Origin of the sequence: Streptomyces sp. NPDC059861 (assembly GCF_042731435.1) — a bacterium.
GTDB lineage: Bacteria > Actinomycetota > Actinomycetes > Streptomycetales > Streptomycetaceae > Streptomyces.
Window position 1 is genome coordinate 141,051 of record NZ_JBHWJQ010000006.1, and the last position, 14,587, is coordinate 155,637.

The following is a 14,587-nucleotide window of genomic DNA, read 5'->3' on the forward strand; positions in this document are numbered from 1 at the left end:
CAGCGCCGGTGGGGGGAGCGCTTCGGCGCGGGGTCGGGCGGTCCCGGTGAGGCGGTGACCGCGAAAGGATGGCCGGAGCGCGTCATCCTAGAGCCGGAGCGAACCGTCTGACCAGGGGTTTCCCAAGACGTATACGGATCTGCGGCCGGGGCGTATGCGCCGTTGTCAGTGCCGTGGTGTGCAATGGATCTCGTGCCCGCACTGGAAGAACCACTGAAGAAGGTGCTCGGCCCCGCCACCGCGAAGGTGATGGCCGAGCATCTCGGCCTGCACACCGTCGGCGACCTCCTGCACCACTACCCGCGCAGATACGAGGAGCGGGGCCAGCTCACCCACCTCGCCGACCTCCCCATGGACGAGCACGTCACGGTGGTCGCCCAGGTCGCCGACGCCCGTCTGCACAGCTTCGCCTCCGCCAAGGCGCCCCGCGGCAAGGGCCAGCGCCTGGAAGTGACGATCACCGACGGCAGCGGCCGGCTCCAACTGGTCTTCTTCGGCGCCGGAGTGCACAAGCCCCACAAGGAACTGCTGCCGGGCACCCGCGCGATGTTCGCCGGCAAGGTCTCCGTCTTCAACCGCCGTCTCCAACTGGCACATCCGGCGTACGAGTTGCTGAAGGGGGACGCCGAGGAGGCGGTCGACACCTGGGCGGGCGCCCTTATCCCGATGTACCCGGCCACCGCCAAGCTGGAGTCCTGGAAGGTCGGCAAGGCCGTCCAGACCGTGCTGCCCAGCGCCCAGGAGGCCCTCGACCCGCTCCCGGACTCCTTGCGCGAGGGCCGTGGCCTCGTCTCCCTCCCCGAGGCCCTGCTCAAGATCCACCGCCCGCACACCAAGGCGGACATCGCCGCCGCCCGTGACCGCCTCAAGTGGGACGAGGCCTTCGTCCTCCAGGTCGCCCTGGCCCGCCGCCGGTACGCCGACGCCCAGCTCCCGGCGGTGCCCCGAAGCGCCGCCCCGGACGGCCTCCTCGCGGCCTTCGACGACCGCCTGCCGTTCACCCTCACCGAGGGCCAGCAGAAGGTCTCCCGAGAGATCTTCGACGACCTGGCCACCGACCACCCGATGCACCGACTGCTCCAGGGCGAGGTCGGATCGGGCAAGACGATGGTGGCCCTGCGCGCCATGCTGGCCGTCGTCGACGCGGGTGGGCAGGCCGCCATGCTCGCGCCCACCGAGGTGCTCGCCCAGCAGCACCACCGGTCGGTCACCGAGATGATGGGCGAGCTGGCCGAGGGCGGCATGCTCGGCGGCACCGAGCACGCCACCAAGGTCGTGCTGCTCACCGGCTCGATGGGGGCCGCCGCCCGGCGCCAGGCCCTGCTCGACCTGGTCACCGGTGAGGCCGGGATCGTGATCGGCACGCACGCGCTGATCGAGGACAAGGTGCAGTTCCACGACCTCGGCCTGGTCGTCGTGGACGAGCAGCACCGCTTCGGGGTCGAGCAGCGCGACGCCCTGCGCGGCAAGGGGAAGCAGCCGCCGCACCTGCTGGTCATGACGGCGACCCCGATCCCGCGCACGGTCGCCATGACGGTCTTCGGTGACCTGGACACCTCGGTCCTCGACCAGCTCCCGGCCGGCCGCTCCCCGATCGCCAGCCATGTCGTCCCGGCCTCCGACAAGCCGCACTTCCTGGCCCGGACCTGGGAGCGGGTGCGCGAGGAGGTCTCCCAGGGGCACCAGGCGTACGTCGTCTGCCCACGCATCGGCGACGAGGAGGACGACCCCAGGGCCGCGAAGAAGAAGTCCCCCGAGGACGACGCCGAGAAGCGCCCGCCGCTCGCCGTCCTCGACATGGCCGCCCAGCTCGCCGGCGGCCCGCTCCAGGGGCTCAAGGTCGAGGTGCTGCACGGCCGGATGCAGCCGGACGACAAGGACGCCGTGATGCGCCGGTTCGCCGCCGGTGAGACGGACGTGCTGGTGGCCACGACGGTCATCGAGGTCGGTGTGAACGTGCCGAACGCCACCGTGATGGTGATCCTGGACGCGGACCGCTTCGGCGTCTCCCAGCTCCACCAGTTGCGTGGCCGCGTCGGCCGTGGCTCGGCCCCCGGACTCTGTCTGCTGGTCAGCGAGATGCCCGAGGCGAGCCCGGCCCGGCAGCGACTGAACGCGGTGGCGGCCACGCTCGACGGCTTCGAGCTCTCCCGGATCGACCTCGAACAGCGGCGAGAGGGCGACGTCCTCGGCCAGGCCCAGTCCGGCGCCCGCACCAGCCTGCGGGTGCTCGCCGTCATCGAGGACGAGGAGATCATCGCCGAGGCCCGCGAGGAGGCCGCCGCCCTGGTCGCCGCCGACCCCGACCTCACCGGTCTCCCGGGCCTGCGCACGGCACTGGACGCCCTGCTGGACGAGGAGAGGGAGCAGTACCTGGAAAAGGGCTGAGCGGTGTCGTCGTCGCCGGGTCGGGCGGCGTCCCCGGAGGCGCGCGGAACCGCGCGAGCAGCCACGACGGAGCCGCGGAAGCCCACGACGGAGCGAGCGGAAGCCCACGACGGAGCGAGCGGAAGCCCACGACGGAGCCGCCGACGCCCACGACGGAACCCACCCCCTTCCCCCGCCTGCCAGACTGAACCCGTAAAGGCACCCACCTCAAGGACCCAAGATGACCCGCGTGATCGCCGGTGCCGCCGGCGGACGCCGCCTGGCCGTCCCGCCGGGGACCGGCACTCGCCCCACCTCCGACCGCGCCCGCGAGGGGCTCTTCTCCACCTGGCAGTCCCTGCTCGGCGGCCCCCTCGACGGCGAACGTGTGCTGGATCTCTACGCAGGTTCCGGCGCCGTCGGCCTGGAGGCGCTCTCGCGCGGCGCCGGCCACACCCTGCTGGTCGAGGCAGACGCCCGGGCCGCGCGCGTCGTCCGGGAGAACGTGCACAACCTCGGCCTGCCCGGCGCCGAGGTCAGGTCGGGCAAAGCGGAACAGATCATCCGTACCTCCCCGCCGAGCGAACCGTACGAACTCGTGTTCCTCGACCCGCCGTACGCGGTCACAGATCACGATCTCCGGGAGATCCTGCTCACACTCCGTTCGGAGGGGTGGCTCGCCGGAGAAGCCCTCGTCACCGTGGAGCGCAGCACCAGAGGCGGCGAATTCGGGTGGCCGGAGGGCTTCGAAGCCCTGCGTACCCGTCGGTACGGTGAGGGAACGTTTTGGTACGGTCGCGCCGCCTCCACGTGCGAAGACGCACCATGACCGGACCTGAGAGCGAGGGATCTCAAGTGCGCCGAGCCGTCTGTCCCGGGTCGTTCGACCCGATCACCAACGGTCACCTGGACATCATCGCCCGCGCGTCCCGTCTTTACGACGAGGTCTACGTCGCGGTGATGATCAACCAGTCGAAGAAGGGCCTCTTCGAGGTCGAGGAGCGGATCGAGTTGATCCGCGAGGTCACCGCCGACTACGGAAACGTGCGGGTCGAGGCCTTCCACGGCCTCCTCGTCGACTTCTGCAAGCAGCGCGACATCCCCGCCATCGTCAAGGGCCTGCGCGCGGTCAGCGACTTCGACTACGAGCTGCAGATGGCCCAGATGAACAACGGCCTCTCCGGCGTGGAGACCCTCTTCGTGCCCACCAACCCGACGTACAGCTTCCTGTCGTCCTCCCTGGTCAAGGAGGTCGCGGCCTGGGGTGGCGACGTCTCCCACCTGGTGCCGCCGCAGATCCTGGCCGCCCTCACCGAGCGCCTCCGGAAGGACTGACCCCGCGGGCCCCGGCTGACACCCCGTCACCCGGTGTCCCGCGGGTACCCCGTGGCCGTACAGTCGTCCCGTCCGTCTCCAACACAGCTGTAGAGAGTGGCGAGCAACCGGTGGACGTACAGAAGAAGCTCGACGAGATCGTGGCGGCGGTCTCCACCGCCCGGGGCATGCCCATGTCGGCCTCGTGTGTGGTCAACCGCGCCGACCTGCTCGCCCTGCTGGAAGAGGTGCGCGCGGCGCTGCCCGACTCCCTGGCCGAGGCCCAGGAGCTGATCGGCGGCCGAGAGCAGATGGTCGAGCAGGCCCGCCAGGAGGCCGACCGGATCATCCAGGGCGCGCACGCCGAGCGCGGCTCGCTGATCTCCGACACCGAGGTCGCCCGCCGTTCCCAGGCCGAGGCCGACCGGATCCTCGCCGAGGCCCGCCAGGAGGCCGAGGAGATCCGCGCCGAGGCCGACAACTACGTCGACTCCAAGCTCGCCAACTTCGAGGTCGTCCTCACCAAGACCCTCGGCTCCGTCGGCCGCGGCCGGGAGAAGCTGCTCGGCACCGGCCCCGGCCTCGACGAGCAGGGGTACGAGGACGAGGACGCCCCCGAGCGCAGCCACGACCCGGAGACGCTGCGCCGCACCGCCGACGAGTACGTCGACATCAAGCTCGGCGCCTTCGAGGCGGTCCTCGCCAAGACCCTGGAGGCGGTGGGCCGCGGCCGGCAGACGCTGCACGGCCGGATCGCCAGCGACGACCTGGGTTCCCTGGACACCGGCACCGTCCAGCACAGCAGCGACGCCGACTACCTCGCCGACCTCGCCGCCATGGCCGAGACCCCGGCCGAGCCCGCCCCGGCCCCGGCGATCCCCTCCCAGCAGCCCTACGCGCCCCAGGACGCCTACGCCTACCAGCAGCCGCAGCAGCAGGATCCCTACGGCTACCAGCAGCAGTACGCCCAGCAGGACCCGTACGGCTACCCGCAGGCCGATCCGTACGCCGCGTACCCGCAGCAGCCCGCCTACGATCCGCATCAGGGCCAGGCGCACCCCGGCTACCAGCAGCAGCAGGCGCTCGACGAGATCAGCCTCTTCGACACCGGCATGATCAGCGCCGAGCAGTTGCGGGCCTACGAACAGGGTCGCGGCAACGGCTGAGGCCTCCGATTGGGCCGTCAGCGAAAGGTCCAGTATCCTGGCTGTTCGGTCGCGCCTACGTCCGCGATCAGCGCTGCCCCGGGCCATCGCAGGGCGGCGTCTCCAGTGAGTTCACAAGATCGAAAGCAGGAATGGCTCTGAACGCCCGCCTCGACCACCGCAACCCTCTCGTGTTCGACACACACGAGCTGGGGCGGCGTCCTGGTGCGCTCCAGCGCCTGACCCGCACGGTCGACGCCCCGAAGGATCTCGGTCTGAAGGACGTCATCGGAGTGCCGGAAGGCGCGCCGGTGGAGCTCGACCTCCGTCTGGAGTCCGTCATGGAGGGTGTGCTCGTCACAGGCACCGCCCGTGCACGGGCGGAGGGGGAGTGCGTAAGGTGTCTGGAGCCGGTCGAGCAGCAGCTCGAAGCGGCATTCCAGGAGATGTTCTCGTACCATGACGCCGACGACCGGGGCCGTGTGATCGCGGAACCCGGCGACGACGCCGAGGACGACGAGGGCAGGCTCTTCCTCGAGGACGGCATGTTCGACCTCGAGCCCGTGCTGCGTGATGCGGTGGTGCTCGCACTGCCGATGCAGCCGGTGTGCCGGGAGGACTGCCCGGGTCTGTGCTCCGAATGCGGAGCACGGCTCGCGGACGACCCGGACCACCACCATGACGCCGTCGACATCCGTTGGGCGGCATTGCAGGGACTCGCCGGTTCACTCGAAGACGGCGAGAAGGACGAGATGAGCGGCGGCGCGCTTCCATCAGCGCACGCCGACGAGAAGCAGGAGAAGTAGCCGTGGCTGTTCCGAAGCGGAAGATGTCGCGCAGCAACACGCGCCACCGCCGGTCGCAGTGGAAGGCTGCGGTCCCCACCCTGGTTGCGTGCGAGCGCTGCCACGAGCCCAAGCAGCAGCACATCGCGTGCCCGTCTTGCGGCACCTACAACAAGCGCCAGGTCCTCGAGGTCTGAGCGGCTGGTGAGAGGCACTGTGTCCACACCGAAGAAGCAGTCTTCCCGCGCGAGCGGGGGTGGACCGGACAACCAGGCCTCGTCCCACACCCTTCTGGAAGGGCGGCTCGGCTACAAGGTCGAGTCCGCCCTTCTGGTGCGAGCGCTGACCCACCGTTCCTACGCGTACGAGAACGGCGGTCTGCCGACGAACGAGCGGCTGGAGTTCCTCGGGGACTCCGTGCTCGGCCTCGTCGTCACCGACACGCTGTACCGCACCCACCCCGACCTGCCCGAAGGCCAGCTGGCCAAGCTGCGGGCCGCGGTGGTGAACTCGCGTGCGCTGGCGGACGTGGGGCGGACGCTGGATCTCGGCGCCTTCATCCGGCTCGGCCGCGGTGAAGAGGGCACGGGCGGCCGGGACAAGGCGTCCATCCTCGCCGACACCCTTGAAGCGGTGATCGGCGCGGTCTATCTCGACCAGGGCCTGGACTCGGCGGCGGAGCTGGTGCACCGCCTGTTCGACCCGCTGATCGAGAAGTCCTCCAACCTCGGAGCCGGCCTGGACTGGAAGACCAGTCTCCAGGAGCTCACCGCGACCGAGGGGCTCGGCGTACCCGAGTACCTGGTCACGGAGACCGGCCCCGATCACGAGAAGACCTTCACTGCTGCCGCCCGCGTCGGAGGCGTCTCGTACGGCACCGGCACCGGCCGCAGCAAGAAGGAGGCGGAGCAGCAGGCCGCCGAATCCGCCTGGCGGTCCATCCGCGCGGCAGCGGACGAGCGTGCCAAGGCCGCCGCGGACGCGGGCGTCGGACCGGCCGTCGACGCGGTCCCGGTCGACGGTGTGCCGTCCGGCGAGGCCGTCGACGCGGCGGTCGACAGGGCGGCAGCGGCCGGCCGGGCCCCCGAGGCCCCAGCCTCCAGGACCGTCGTGAACGGCGACAGCACGGACGCCCCCTCGGCGTCGGGCTGACCCGCTCCGGCGGTACGACACCCGCGGGAACGCGGGGAGAACAGCAGACCCGAGCGCCCGCCCCAGCCCCGGGGCGGGCGCTCGGCTCGTACGACCGTATGGACGGGGGAGGCGCGATGCCCGAGTTGCCCGAGGTGGAGGTCGTCCGGCGCGGACTGGAGCAGTGGGTCGCCCACCGGACGGTCACCGACGTCGAGGTGCTGCACCCGCGTGCCGTGCGCCGTCACCTCGCCGGCACCGACGACTTCGCGCACCGCCTGAAGAGCCACGGCGTCGGCATCCCGAGCCGGCGCGGCAAATACCTGTGGCTGCCGCTGGAGGACACCGGCCAGGCGATCCTGGCGCACCTCGGGATGAGCGGTCAGCTCCTGGTCCAGCCGCACTCGGCGCCCGACGAGAAGCATCTGCGCATCCGCGTCCGGTTCGCCGACGCCCTCGGCACCGAGCTTCGCTTCGTCGACCAACGCACCTTCGGTGGGCTGTCGTTGCACGACACCACTCCCGACGGCCTGCCCGACGTCATCGCGCACATCGCCCGCGACCCGCTGGATCCGCTGTTCGACGACGAGGCGTTCCACCAGGCGCTGCGCCGCAAGCGCAGCACCGTCAAACGCGCCCTGCTGGACCAGTCGTTGATCAGCGGCGTCGGCAACATCTACGCGGACGAGGCCCTTTGGCGCTCCCGCCTCCACTACGACCGTCCGACCTCCACCTTCACCCGCCCCCGCACGCTCGAACTCCTCGGCCACATCAGGGACGTGCTGAACGCGGCCCTGTCGGTGGGCGGCACGAGCTTCGACAGCCTGTACGTCAACGTCAACGGCGAGTCGGGCTACTTCGACCGCTCGTTGGACGCGTACGGACGCGAGGGGCTGCCGTGCCGGAGGTGCGGCACGGCGATGCGCCGGCGCCCGTGGATGAACCGGTCCAGCTACTACTGCCCTAAGTGTCAGCGACCGCCCCGCATCTCGTCGTAGCGCTCCCGGGCGGCGAGTACGTCGCCCATCCGCCCCTCCAGGTGACGGATGAGCGCCAGCAGGCGCTCGGTGACCTCGTGCCCGAGGGGCGTCAGCTCGTAGTCGACGCGGGGCGGGTTGGTCGGCTGGGCCTCTCGGTGCACCAGGCCGTCGCGCTCGAGCGCGTGCAGGGTCTGGGAGAGCATCTTCTCGCTCACCCCGTCGACCCGGCGCCGCAACTCGTTGAAGCGCAGCGACCCCTCGTGCAGCGCGCCGAGGGTGAGCGCGCCCCAGCGTCCCGTCACGTGCTCCAGGGTGCCCCGGGAGGGGCAGGCCTTGGAGAACACGTCGTACGGGAGATCCTGCTCCGGTGCGCGCTCGGCGGTCATGCCTGAAGCGTACGCGTGCACAGCGCTGCCCGACAGGTTGCGCTCACCAGGAGTAAGCGCGGGGCGGCTAGTAACCGAAGTTCTGCGTCCACCAGGGCCCGCCCGACCCGTAGTGCACACCGACGCCGAGCGTCTTGAAGTCGCAGTTCAGTATGTTGGCGCGGTGGCCGGGGCTGTTCATCCAGGCTTCCATGACCGCTGCCGCGTCCGCCTGGCCCCGGGCTATGTTCTCGCCGCCGAGGTTGCTTATGCCCGCGGCCTCGGCCCGGTCCCACGGCGTGTTGCCGCTGGGGTCGGTGTGGTCGAAGAAGCCCTGCTCGGCCATGGCCTCGCTGTAGTCCCCGGCCAGATCCGCGAGCGCGCTGTTCGCGGCCAGCGGGCTGCACCCGGCCTGGGCGCGCTCGTTGTTGACGAGCCGGAGCACCTCGGTCTCGACGGCGGTCTCCGGGGAGATCGTCACCGGCGGGGTGGTCTGCTGCGTGGGCACCTTCGAGGGCGTGCGCGACGGGGTGGGCTTCGGCGCCGGCTTCTTCGTCGAGGGGGTGGCCGACGGCTTCTTGGAGGGAGCCTTGCGAGCCGGCGCCTTGGTGGTGGGCCTGGCCGACGGGGTCGACGCGGACGGCGAGGTGCTGCGCTCGGCGTCGCGGCTGGTCGATGGGCTGCCCTCGCGGCTGCCGGCCTCGGCGGTGCCGGAGGTGCCGCCCTGCTGGGACTCGGTGTTGCTCGGCGAGTCCCCGACCTGCACCTTCTCGGCGCCGCCCCCGCCCAGCGTGTAGGTGTCGCTGCCGGGCAGGACGCCGGTGGCGACGGCGACCGTGCCGATGGCGACCGCCGCGGAGACACCGAGCAGGCCGTTGCGGACGGGCGCCATGTTCTTCTTCTTGCGGCGGCGCGAGCTGCCGTGCCCGGATCCGCCGTCGAGGCTGGGGCCGTCCGGGCCGTAGCCGCCCAGGCCGTGGGGCTCAGGGCTTCGGCCGCCCGGGCCGTAGCGCTCAGGGCCGAGGCCGTCGTGGCCGTAAGCGTCAGGGCCGAGGCCGTCGTGGCCGTGACCGCCGGAGCCGTAGCCGTCGTGGCCGTAGCCGCCAGAGGTGTAGCCGGCCTGGCCGTGGTCGCCGAAGCTGGGGCTGTGGTGGCGGTAGCCGTCGGCCACCGGGAAGGCCGCCGTGTCGGAGGACGCGGCGCCGGCGTGGGCGCCGACCGGGGCGTGCGGGCGGTCCGGAGCGAAGAGGTAGGCCTCGCTCTTCGAGACCGTCTCTGCGTACGCCTCGGGGTTGAGATACGGCGCGATGCCCCGGGCGGGGCCGGCGTCGTGCGAGTGCTGCGGGTCGAGGCCCCCCACGTCGGAGCCGTGCGTCTCGTGGTCCCCCGTGGTGGCGCGGCCGGCGGCGGAGCGTCGGTGGCGTCCCATGTGATGGCCTTCCTCTGTCTCGCGGTCGACTCGTCCCCCTCGGTCAACCAAACCCACTCGATCGAGTGAGTTTCATATGAGATTCATTGGGGCTGGACGGTACCGCATGGCGCTCGGGGAGGAAGTGTCCCCAGGGACATTGGCCGGTTAGGTTGCAGCCATGAGTGAGGATGTGCGACTGGTCGCCTGGGTGCGAGGACGTGTCCAAGGTGTGGGTTTTCGCTGGTTCACGCGGGCCAAGGCCCTGGAGATCGGCGGCCTGAGTGGTTTTGCTCTCAATCTGGGCGACGGTCGGGTCCAGGTGGTCGCGGAGGGGCCTCGTCAGGGCTGCCAAGGGCTCCTTGACTGGCTCCAGGGGGACGACACGCCCGGGCGGGTAGATGGCGTCACCGAGATCTGGGACACACCTCGCGGCGGCTACGACGGCTTCGCCATCCGCTGACATCACGCGGGCGCGGTGACCGCAGGCCGGTCCGGAGTGCGCCGGCGGCAGCCGCCCGGAGGGGAAACGAGCAGGTGATTGCCGAGAACCGCTTGCCTTGGCAGGCGCCACACGCAAGGATGATCGCCACGCCCTGAGTGCCCCGCGGAAGTCACCGCGCCGCCGTGTCCGGCCGCGCGCCAGCGGGTTGCCCCCCAATACAGGGCGTGATCGTGTTGACCGTCAAACTTTTTGGTGAGACGCTGAAAGCCCCGCGCACCTTAGCTGTTTGGCATGTATGAACGCCAGCACAACTCCACAGTGCCAAGCGGCCGCGGGTGCGAATCCCTCACGACCCACACCGCATCGGTCGGTCACTCAGTGTGGAGGACCATCCATCATGGCAAAGGCGCTTCTCGGTTACGTCGGCGGCTCCGACCCTCGACTCCTCGCCGAGATGCGACGGCTCCAGCAGCGCGTACAGGACCTGGAATCCGAGCTTGTACGGATCCAGGCCGAGAACGAGGCGCTGACGGCTGCCGCTTCTCACCACGACAGGATCATGGAGAGCGTCGACGCACACCAGGCGGAGCCTGCGCTCACCTGATCACTGCATCGCACGACGACACGCAGTGGTTGGGCTGCCCGTATCAACCGCTAAGTTGTCAGAAGTCGCAAGGGACGCTTCGGCGTCCCTTCTTTCTTGCCCTGTGCGCTTTCTTGCCCTGCGCATCCTTTCACCGTCTTTAACGTTTGGTGTGCCCTGCGCGTTGAGCGGTGAAACCGTGGGTTCATGGAGTGAGACAACCCCGGAAGGTAGAGTCCAGCGGCGTGCACCTCAAGGCCCTGACCCTCCGAGGGTTCAAGTCGTTCGCCTCCGCGACCACGCTCCGGTTCGAGCCGGGCATCACGTGCGTCGTCGGACCGAACGGCTCGGGCAAGTCCAACGTCGTGGACGCGCTCAGCTGGGTCATGGGCGAGCAGGGCGCCAAGTCGCTGCGCGGCGGCAAGATGGAGGACGTCATCTTCGCCGGCACCACCGGCCGCCCGCCGCTCGGCCGCGCCGAGGTGTCGCTGACGATCGACAACTCCGACGGGGCGTTGCCCATCGAGTACGCCGAGGTCACCATCACGCGGATCATGTTCCGCAACGGCGGCAGCGAGTACCAGATCAACGGCGACACGTGCCGGCTGCTCGACATCCAGGAACTGCTCTCCGACTCCGGCATCGGCCGCGAGATGCACGTCATCGTCGGCCAGGGCCAGCTCGACTCCGTTCTGCACGCCGACCCGATGGGCCGCCGCGCCTTCATCGAGGAGGCCGCCGGCGTCCTCAAGCACCGCAAGCGCAAGGAGAAGGCGCTGCGGAAGCTGGACGCGATGCAGGCCAACCTCGCGCGTGTGCAGGACCTGACCGACGAACTGCGGCGCCAGCTGAAGCCACTGGGCAGGCAGGCGGCCGTCGCCCGCAGGGCCGCCGTCATCCAGGCCGATCTGCGCGACGCCCGTCTCCGGCTGCTGGCCGACGATCTCGTCCGGCTCAAGGAGGCGCTCCAGGCGGAGGTCGCCGACGAGGCCGCGCTGAAGGAACGCAAGGAGGCCGCCGAGCAGGAGCTGCGCAGGGCGCTCCAGCGCGAGGCGCTCCTGGAGGACGAGGTCCGCCGCCTCACCCCGCGTCTGCAGCGTGCGCAGCAGACCTGGTACGAGCTGTCCCAGCTCGCCGAACGCGTCCGCGGCACCATCTCGCTGGCCGAGGCACGGGTGAAGAGCGCGACCTCCGCCCCGCCCGAGGAGCGGCGCGGCCGTGATCCCGAGGACATGGAGCGCGAGGCCCACCGCATCCGTGAGCAGGAGGCCGAGCTGGAGGCCGCCCTGGAGGCGGCCCAGCGTGCCCTCGACGACACGGTCGCCCACCGCGCCGAGCTGGAGCGCGAACTGGCGTCCGAGGAACGCCGCCTGAAGGACGTGGCCCGCGCCATCGCCGACCGTCGCGAGGGGCTTGCCCGGCTGAACGGCCAGGTCGGCGCGGCCCGTTCACGCGCGGCCTCGGCCCAGGCCGAGATCGACCGGCTCGCCGCCTCCCGCGACGAGGCACAGGAGCGGGCGGTTGCCGCGCAGGAGGAGTACGAGGCGCTCAAGGCCGAGGTCGACGGCCTCGACGCCGGCGACGCCGAACTCGCCGAGCGGCACGAGGCGGCCAAGCGGGAACTGAACGAGGCGGAGTCCGCCCTGGCCGCGGCCCGGGAGGCGGCCACGGCGGCCGAACGCAGTCTCGCCGCGACGCAGGCCCGCCACGACGCCCTCGCCATGGGCCTGCGCCGCAAGGACGGCACCGGAATACTGCTGGGAGCGCGCGACCGGCTCACCGGAGTCCTGGGCCCTGCGGCGGAACTGCTTTCGGTCACACCCGGCTACGAGGTACCGCTCGCCGCGGCATTCGGCGCGGCGGCCGACGCGATCGCCGCCACGACCCCGGCCTCGGCGGCCGACGCGATCCGCCTGTTGCGCAAGCAGGACGGTGGCCGGGCGGCCCTGCTGCTCGCGGGCGCACCGGAAGAGCCGACGCCGGGGGCCGAGGGCCCGCAAAGGGGCGCCGGGAACGGCGCGGACGGCTACGACGGGCCCGCGCACGACCGCCGGCCTGCGACGGCGCCGTCTTCGCGGCCCTTCGCCGCCGACCTTGTCCGGGGCCCGGCCGAGCTGATGCCCGCGGTACGGCGGCTGCTGCGGAACATCGTCGTCGTCGGCACCCTGGAGGACGCCGAGGACCTCGTCTACACGCGGCCGGACCTGACCGCCGTCACCGCCGAAGGGGACCTGCTCGGGGCGCACTTCGCGCACGGCGGTTCCGCCGGCGCGCCGAGTCTGCTCGAAGTGCAGGCGTCCGTCGACGAGGCCGCCGCCGAGCTCGAAGAGCTGGCCGTCCGGTGCGAGGAGCTCGCCGAGGTACAGCGGGCGGCCGGTGAGCGGCGCAAGGAAACCTCAGCGTCCGTCGAGGAGCTGGGGGAGCGGCGGCGGGCCGCCGACCGGGAGAAGTCGGCCGTGGCACAGCAGCTCGGGCGGCTCGCCGGGCAGGCCAGGGCCGCTGCCGGGGAGGCCGAGCGGAGCGTGGCCGCGGCCACGCGGGCGCAGGAGGCGCTCGACAAGGCCCTCATGGACGTCGAGGAACTCGCCGAACGGCTCGCCGTCGCCGAGGAGATGCCGATCGAGGAGGAGCCGGACACCTCCTCGCGGGACCGGCTCGCCGCCGACGGCGCCAACGCCCGGCAGACCGAGATGGAGGCCCGCCTCCAGGTCCGTACCCATGAGGAGCGGGTCAAGGGGCTCGCCGGACGGGCCGACTCCCTCGACCGGGCCGCACGCGCCGAACGTGAGGCACGCGCGCGTGCCGAGCAGCGCAGGGCGCGTCTTCGGCACGAGGCGGCCGTCGCGGAAGCCGTCGCCTCCGGTGCCCGTCAGCTGCTCGCGCACGTCGAGGTCTCCCTCGCCCGCGCCGACGAGGAGCGCACCGCCGCCGAGGCCGCCAAGGCGCGCCGCGAGCAGGAACTCACCGCCGCCCGTACCCAGGGCCGTGACCTCAAGGCCGAACTGGACAAGCTCACCGACTCCGTGCACCGGGGTGAGGTGCTCGGCGCCGAGAAGCGGATGCGGATCGAGCAGCTGGAGAGCAAGGCGCTGGAGGAACTGGGCGTCGAACCGGCGGGGCTGATCGCGGAGTACGGCCCGCGTCAGCTCGTACCGCCCTCCCCGCCCGCCGAGGGCGAGGAGCTGCCGGAGGATCCCGAGCACCCGCGCAACCAGCCGAAGCCCTTCGTGCGCGCCGAGCAGGAGAAGCGGCTGAAGTCGGCGGAGCGGGCCTACCAGCAGCTCGGCAAGGTGAACCCGCTGGCGCTGGAGGAGTTCGCGGCGCTGGAGGAACGCCACAAGTTTCTGAGCGAACAGCTGGAGGACCTGAAGAAGACCCGCGCCGATCTGCTGCAGGTCGTCAAAGAGGTCGACCAGCGGGTGGAGCAGGTGTTCACCGAGGCCTACTGGGACACCGCCCGGGAGTTCGAGGGCGTCTTCAGCCGGCTCTTCCCGGGCGGCGAGGGGCGGCTGGTGCTGACCGATCCCGACAACATGCTCACCACGGGTGTGGACGTCGAGGCGCGGCCCCCGGGCAAGAAGGTGAAGCGGCTGAGCCTGCTCTCCGGCGGTGAGCGGTCGCTGACCGCCGTCGCGCTGCTCGTGTCGATCTTCAAGGCGCGCCCCAGCCCGTTCTACGTGATGGACGAGGTCGAGGCGGCGCTCGACGACACCAATCTGCAGCGGCTGATCCGGATCATGCAGGAGCTGCAGGAGGCCTCGCAGCTCATCGTCATCACGCACCAGAAGCGGACGATGGAGGTCGCCGACGCGCTGTACGGCGTCTCAATGCAGGGCGACGGTGTGTCGAAGGTCATCAGCCAGCGGCTGCGGTGAGGCCGACGAGGCTCAGTCGTTCAAGTTTTGAACACAAGCTCTCCACTCTTAGGGCTGCGCTTCTTAACATCGTCTTATTGACTTCGAAACTTGAACGCATAGTCTCTGCAGCGTTGTTTTCACCTTCAGGTTCCGCCACCTGCGAGGGCTGACCCCCCACTCCGGCAGTGTCGCCGGTGGCCCGAGGAG

13 protein-coding genes are annotated in these 14,587 nt (G+C 71.0%); 11 read left to right on the plus strand and 2 right to left on the minus strand.

Features of this window, described 5'->3' with window-relative positions:
* The first annotated feature begins 183 nt into the window (after nucleotides 1–183).
* The 8 genes from recG (at nucleotide 184) to mutM (ending at nucleotide 7,740) form a co-directional block, all read left to right on the plus strand.
* Nucleotides 184–2,388, plus strand: coding sequence for an ATP-dependent DNA helicase RecG (recG, locus tag ACFV6X_RS07575; RefSeq protein WP_385379054.1), 2,205 nt, complete (start codon nucleotides 184–186; stop codon nucleotides 2,386–2,388).
* Between the two features lie 220 nt (nucleotides 2,389–2,608).
* Nucleotides 2,609–3,196 (plus strand): 16S rRNA (guanine(966)-N(2))-methyltransferase RsmD, encoded by a 588-nt coding sequence (rsmD, locus tag ACFV6X_RS07580; RefSeq protein WP_385379057.1) that lies wholly within the window; start codon nucleotides 2,609–2,611, stop codon nucleotides 3,194–3,196.
* A gap of 26 nt (nucleotides 3,197–3,222) precedes the next feature.
* On the plus strand, nucleotides 3,223–3,702 hold the full coding sequence (gene coaD, locus ACFV6X_RS07585) for a pantetheine-phosphate adenylyltransferase (RefSeq protein ID WP_385379060.1): 480 nt from the start codon (nucleotides 3,223–3,225) through the stop codon (nucleotides 3,700–3,702).
* A gap of 110 nt (nucleotides 3,703–3,812) precedes the next feature.
* Nucleotides 3,813–4,847, plus strand: coding sequence for an ATP synthase F0 subunit B (locus ACFV6X_RS07590; protein WP_385379063.1), 1,035 nt, complete (start codon nucleotides 3,813–3,815; stop codon nucleotides 4,845–4,847).
* Between the two features lie 131 nt (nucleotides 4,848–4,978).
* Nucleotides 4,979–5,632, plus strand: coding sequence for a YceD family protein (locus ACFV6X_RS07595; protein ID WP_385379066.1), 654 nt, complete (start codon nucleotides 4,979–4,981; stop codon nucleotides 5,630–5,632).
* A 2-nt stretch (nucleotides 5,633–5,634) separates the two neighbouring features.
* Nucleotides 5,635–5,808, plus strand: coding sequence for a 50S ribosomal protein L32 (rpmF, locus tag ACFV6X_RS07600; RefSeq protein WP_003951102.1), 174 nt, complete (start codon nucleotides 5,635–5,637; stop codon nucleotides 5,806–5,808).
* Between the two features lie 7 nt (nucleotides 5,809–5,815).
* On the plus strand, nucleotides 5,816–6,763 hold the full coding sequence (gene rnc / locus ACFV6X_RS07605; protein ID WP_385379069.1) for a ribonuclease III: 948 nt from the start codon (nucleotides 5,816–5,818) through the stop codon (nucleotides 6,761–6,763).
* Nucleotides 6,764–6,879: 116 nt separating this feature from the next.
* Complete coding sequence (mutM, locus tag ACFV6X_RS07610) at nucleotides 6,880–7,740, plus strand: bifunctional DNA-formamidopyrimidine glycosylase/DNA-(apurinic or apyrimidinic site) lyase (RefSeq protein WP_385379072.1); 861 nt, start codon at nucleotides 6,880–6,882, stop codon at nucleotides 7,738–7,740.
* Here mutM and ACFV6X_RS07615 read toward each other — a convergent pair.
* Nucleotides 7,713–8,108: a winged helix-turn-helix transcriptional regulator gene (locus ACFV6X_RS07615; protein ID WP_385379075.1), complete on the minus strand. Its 396-nt coding sequence runs from the start codon at nucleotides 8,106–8,108 to the stop codon at nucleotides 7,713–7,715. The two genes, mutM and ACFV6X_RS07615, sit on opposite strands and share 28 nt — an antisense overlap.
* 67 nt (nucleotides 8,109–8,175) lie before the next feature.
* A complete protein-coding gene (locus tag ACFV6X_RS07620; protein ID WP_385379078.1) occupies nucleotides 8,176–9,516 on the minus strand; it encodes a CAP domain-containing protein in 1,341 nt (446 codons plus the stop codon).
* A 160-nt stretch (nucleotides 9,517–9,676) separates the two neighbouring features.
* Here ACFV6X_RS07620 and ACFV6X_RS07625 point away from each other — a divergent pair, with 160 nt between their 5' ends.
* The 3 genes from ACFV6X_RS07625 to smc all read left to right on the plus strand — a co-directional run bounded on the left by ACFV6X_RS07625 (nucleotide 9,677) and on the right by smc (nucleotide 14,398).
* Nucleotides 9,677–9,958 carry an acylphosphatase gene (locus ACFV6X_RS07625; RefSeq protein WP_385379081.1) on the plus strand — a complete coding sequence of 94 codons (282 nt, stop codon included), beginning with the start codon at nucleotides 9,677–9,679 and terminating at the stop codon, nucleotides 9,956–9,958.
* 379 nt (nucleotides 9,959–10,337) lie between these two features.
* Nucleotides 10,338–10,544 carry a hypothetical protein gene (locus ACFV6X_RS07630; protein ID WP_189700833.1) on the plus strand — a complete coding sequence of 69 codons (207 nt, stop codon included), beginning with the start codon at nucleotides 10,338–10,340 and terminating at the stop codon, nucleotides 10,542–10,544.
* A 224-nt stretch (nucleotides 10,545–10,768) separates the two neighbouring features.
* Complete coding sequence (gene smc / locus ACFV6X_RS07635; RefSeq protein WP_385379083.1) at nucleotides 10,769–14,398, plus strand: chromosome segregation protein SMC; 3,630 nt, start codon at nucleotides 10,769–10,771, stop codon at nucleotides 14,396–14,398.
* Nucleotides 14,399–14,587 lie beyond the last annotated feature (189 nt).

Excerpts from the sequence above, each read along its gene's own strand:
- recG (WP_385379054.1), top strand. The coding sequence starts at position 184 with ATGGATCTCGTGCCCGCACTGGAAGAACCACTGAAGAAGGTGCTCGGC.
- rsmD (WP_385379057.1), top strand. The coding sequence starts at position 2,609 with ATGACCCGCGTGATCGCCGGTGCCGCCGGCGGACGCCGCCTGGCCGTC.
- ACFV6X_RS07595 (WP_385379066.1), top strand. The coding sequence starts at position 4,979 with ATGGCTCTGAACGCCCGCCTCGACCACCGCAACCCTCTCGTGTTCGAC.
- mutM (WP_385379072.1), top strand. The coding sequence starts at position 6,880 with ATGCCCGAGTTGCCCGAGGTGGAGGTCGTCCGGCGCGGACTGGAGCAG.
- ACFV6X_RS07615 (WP_385379075.1), bottom strand. The coding sequence starts at position 8,108 with ATGACCGCCGAGCGCGCACCGGAGCAGGATCTCCCGTACGACGTGTTC.
- ACFV6X_RS07620 (WP_385379078.1), bottom strand. The coding sequence starts at position 9,516 with ATGGGACGCCACCGACGCTCCGCCGCCGGCCGCGCCACCACGGGGGAC.
- ACFV6X_RS07625 (WP_385379081.1), top strand. The coding sequence starts at position 9,677 with ATGAGTGAGGATGTGCGACTGGTCGCCTGGGTGCGAGGACGTGTCCAA.
- ACFV6X_RS07630 (WP_189700833.1), top strand. The coding sequence starts at position 10,338 with ATGGCAAAGGCGCTTCTCGGTTACGTCGGCGGCTCCGACCCTCGACTC.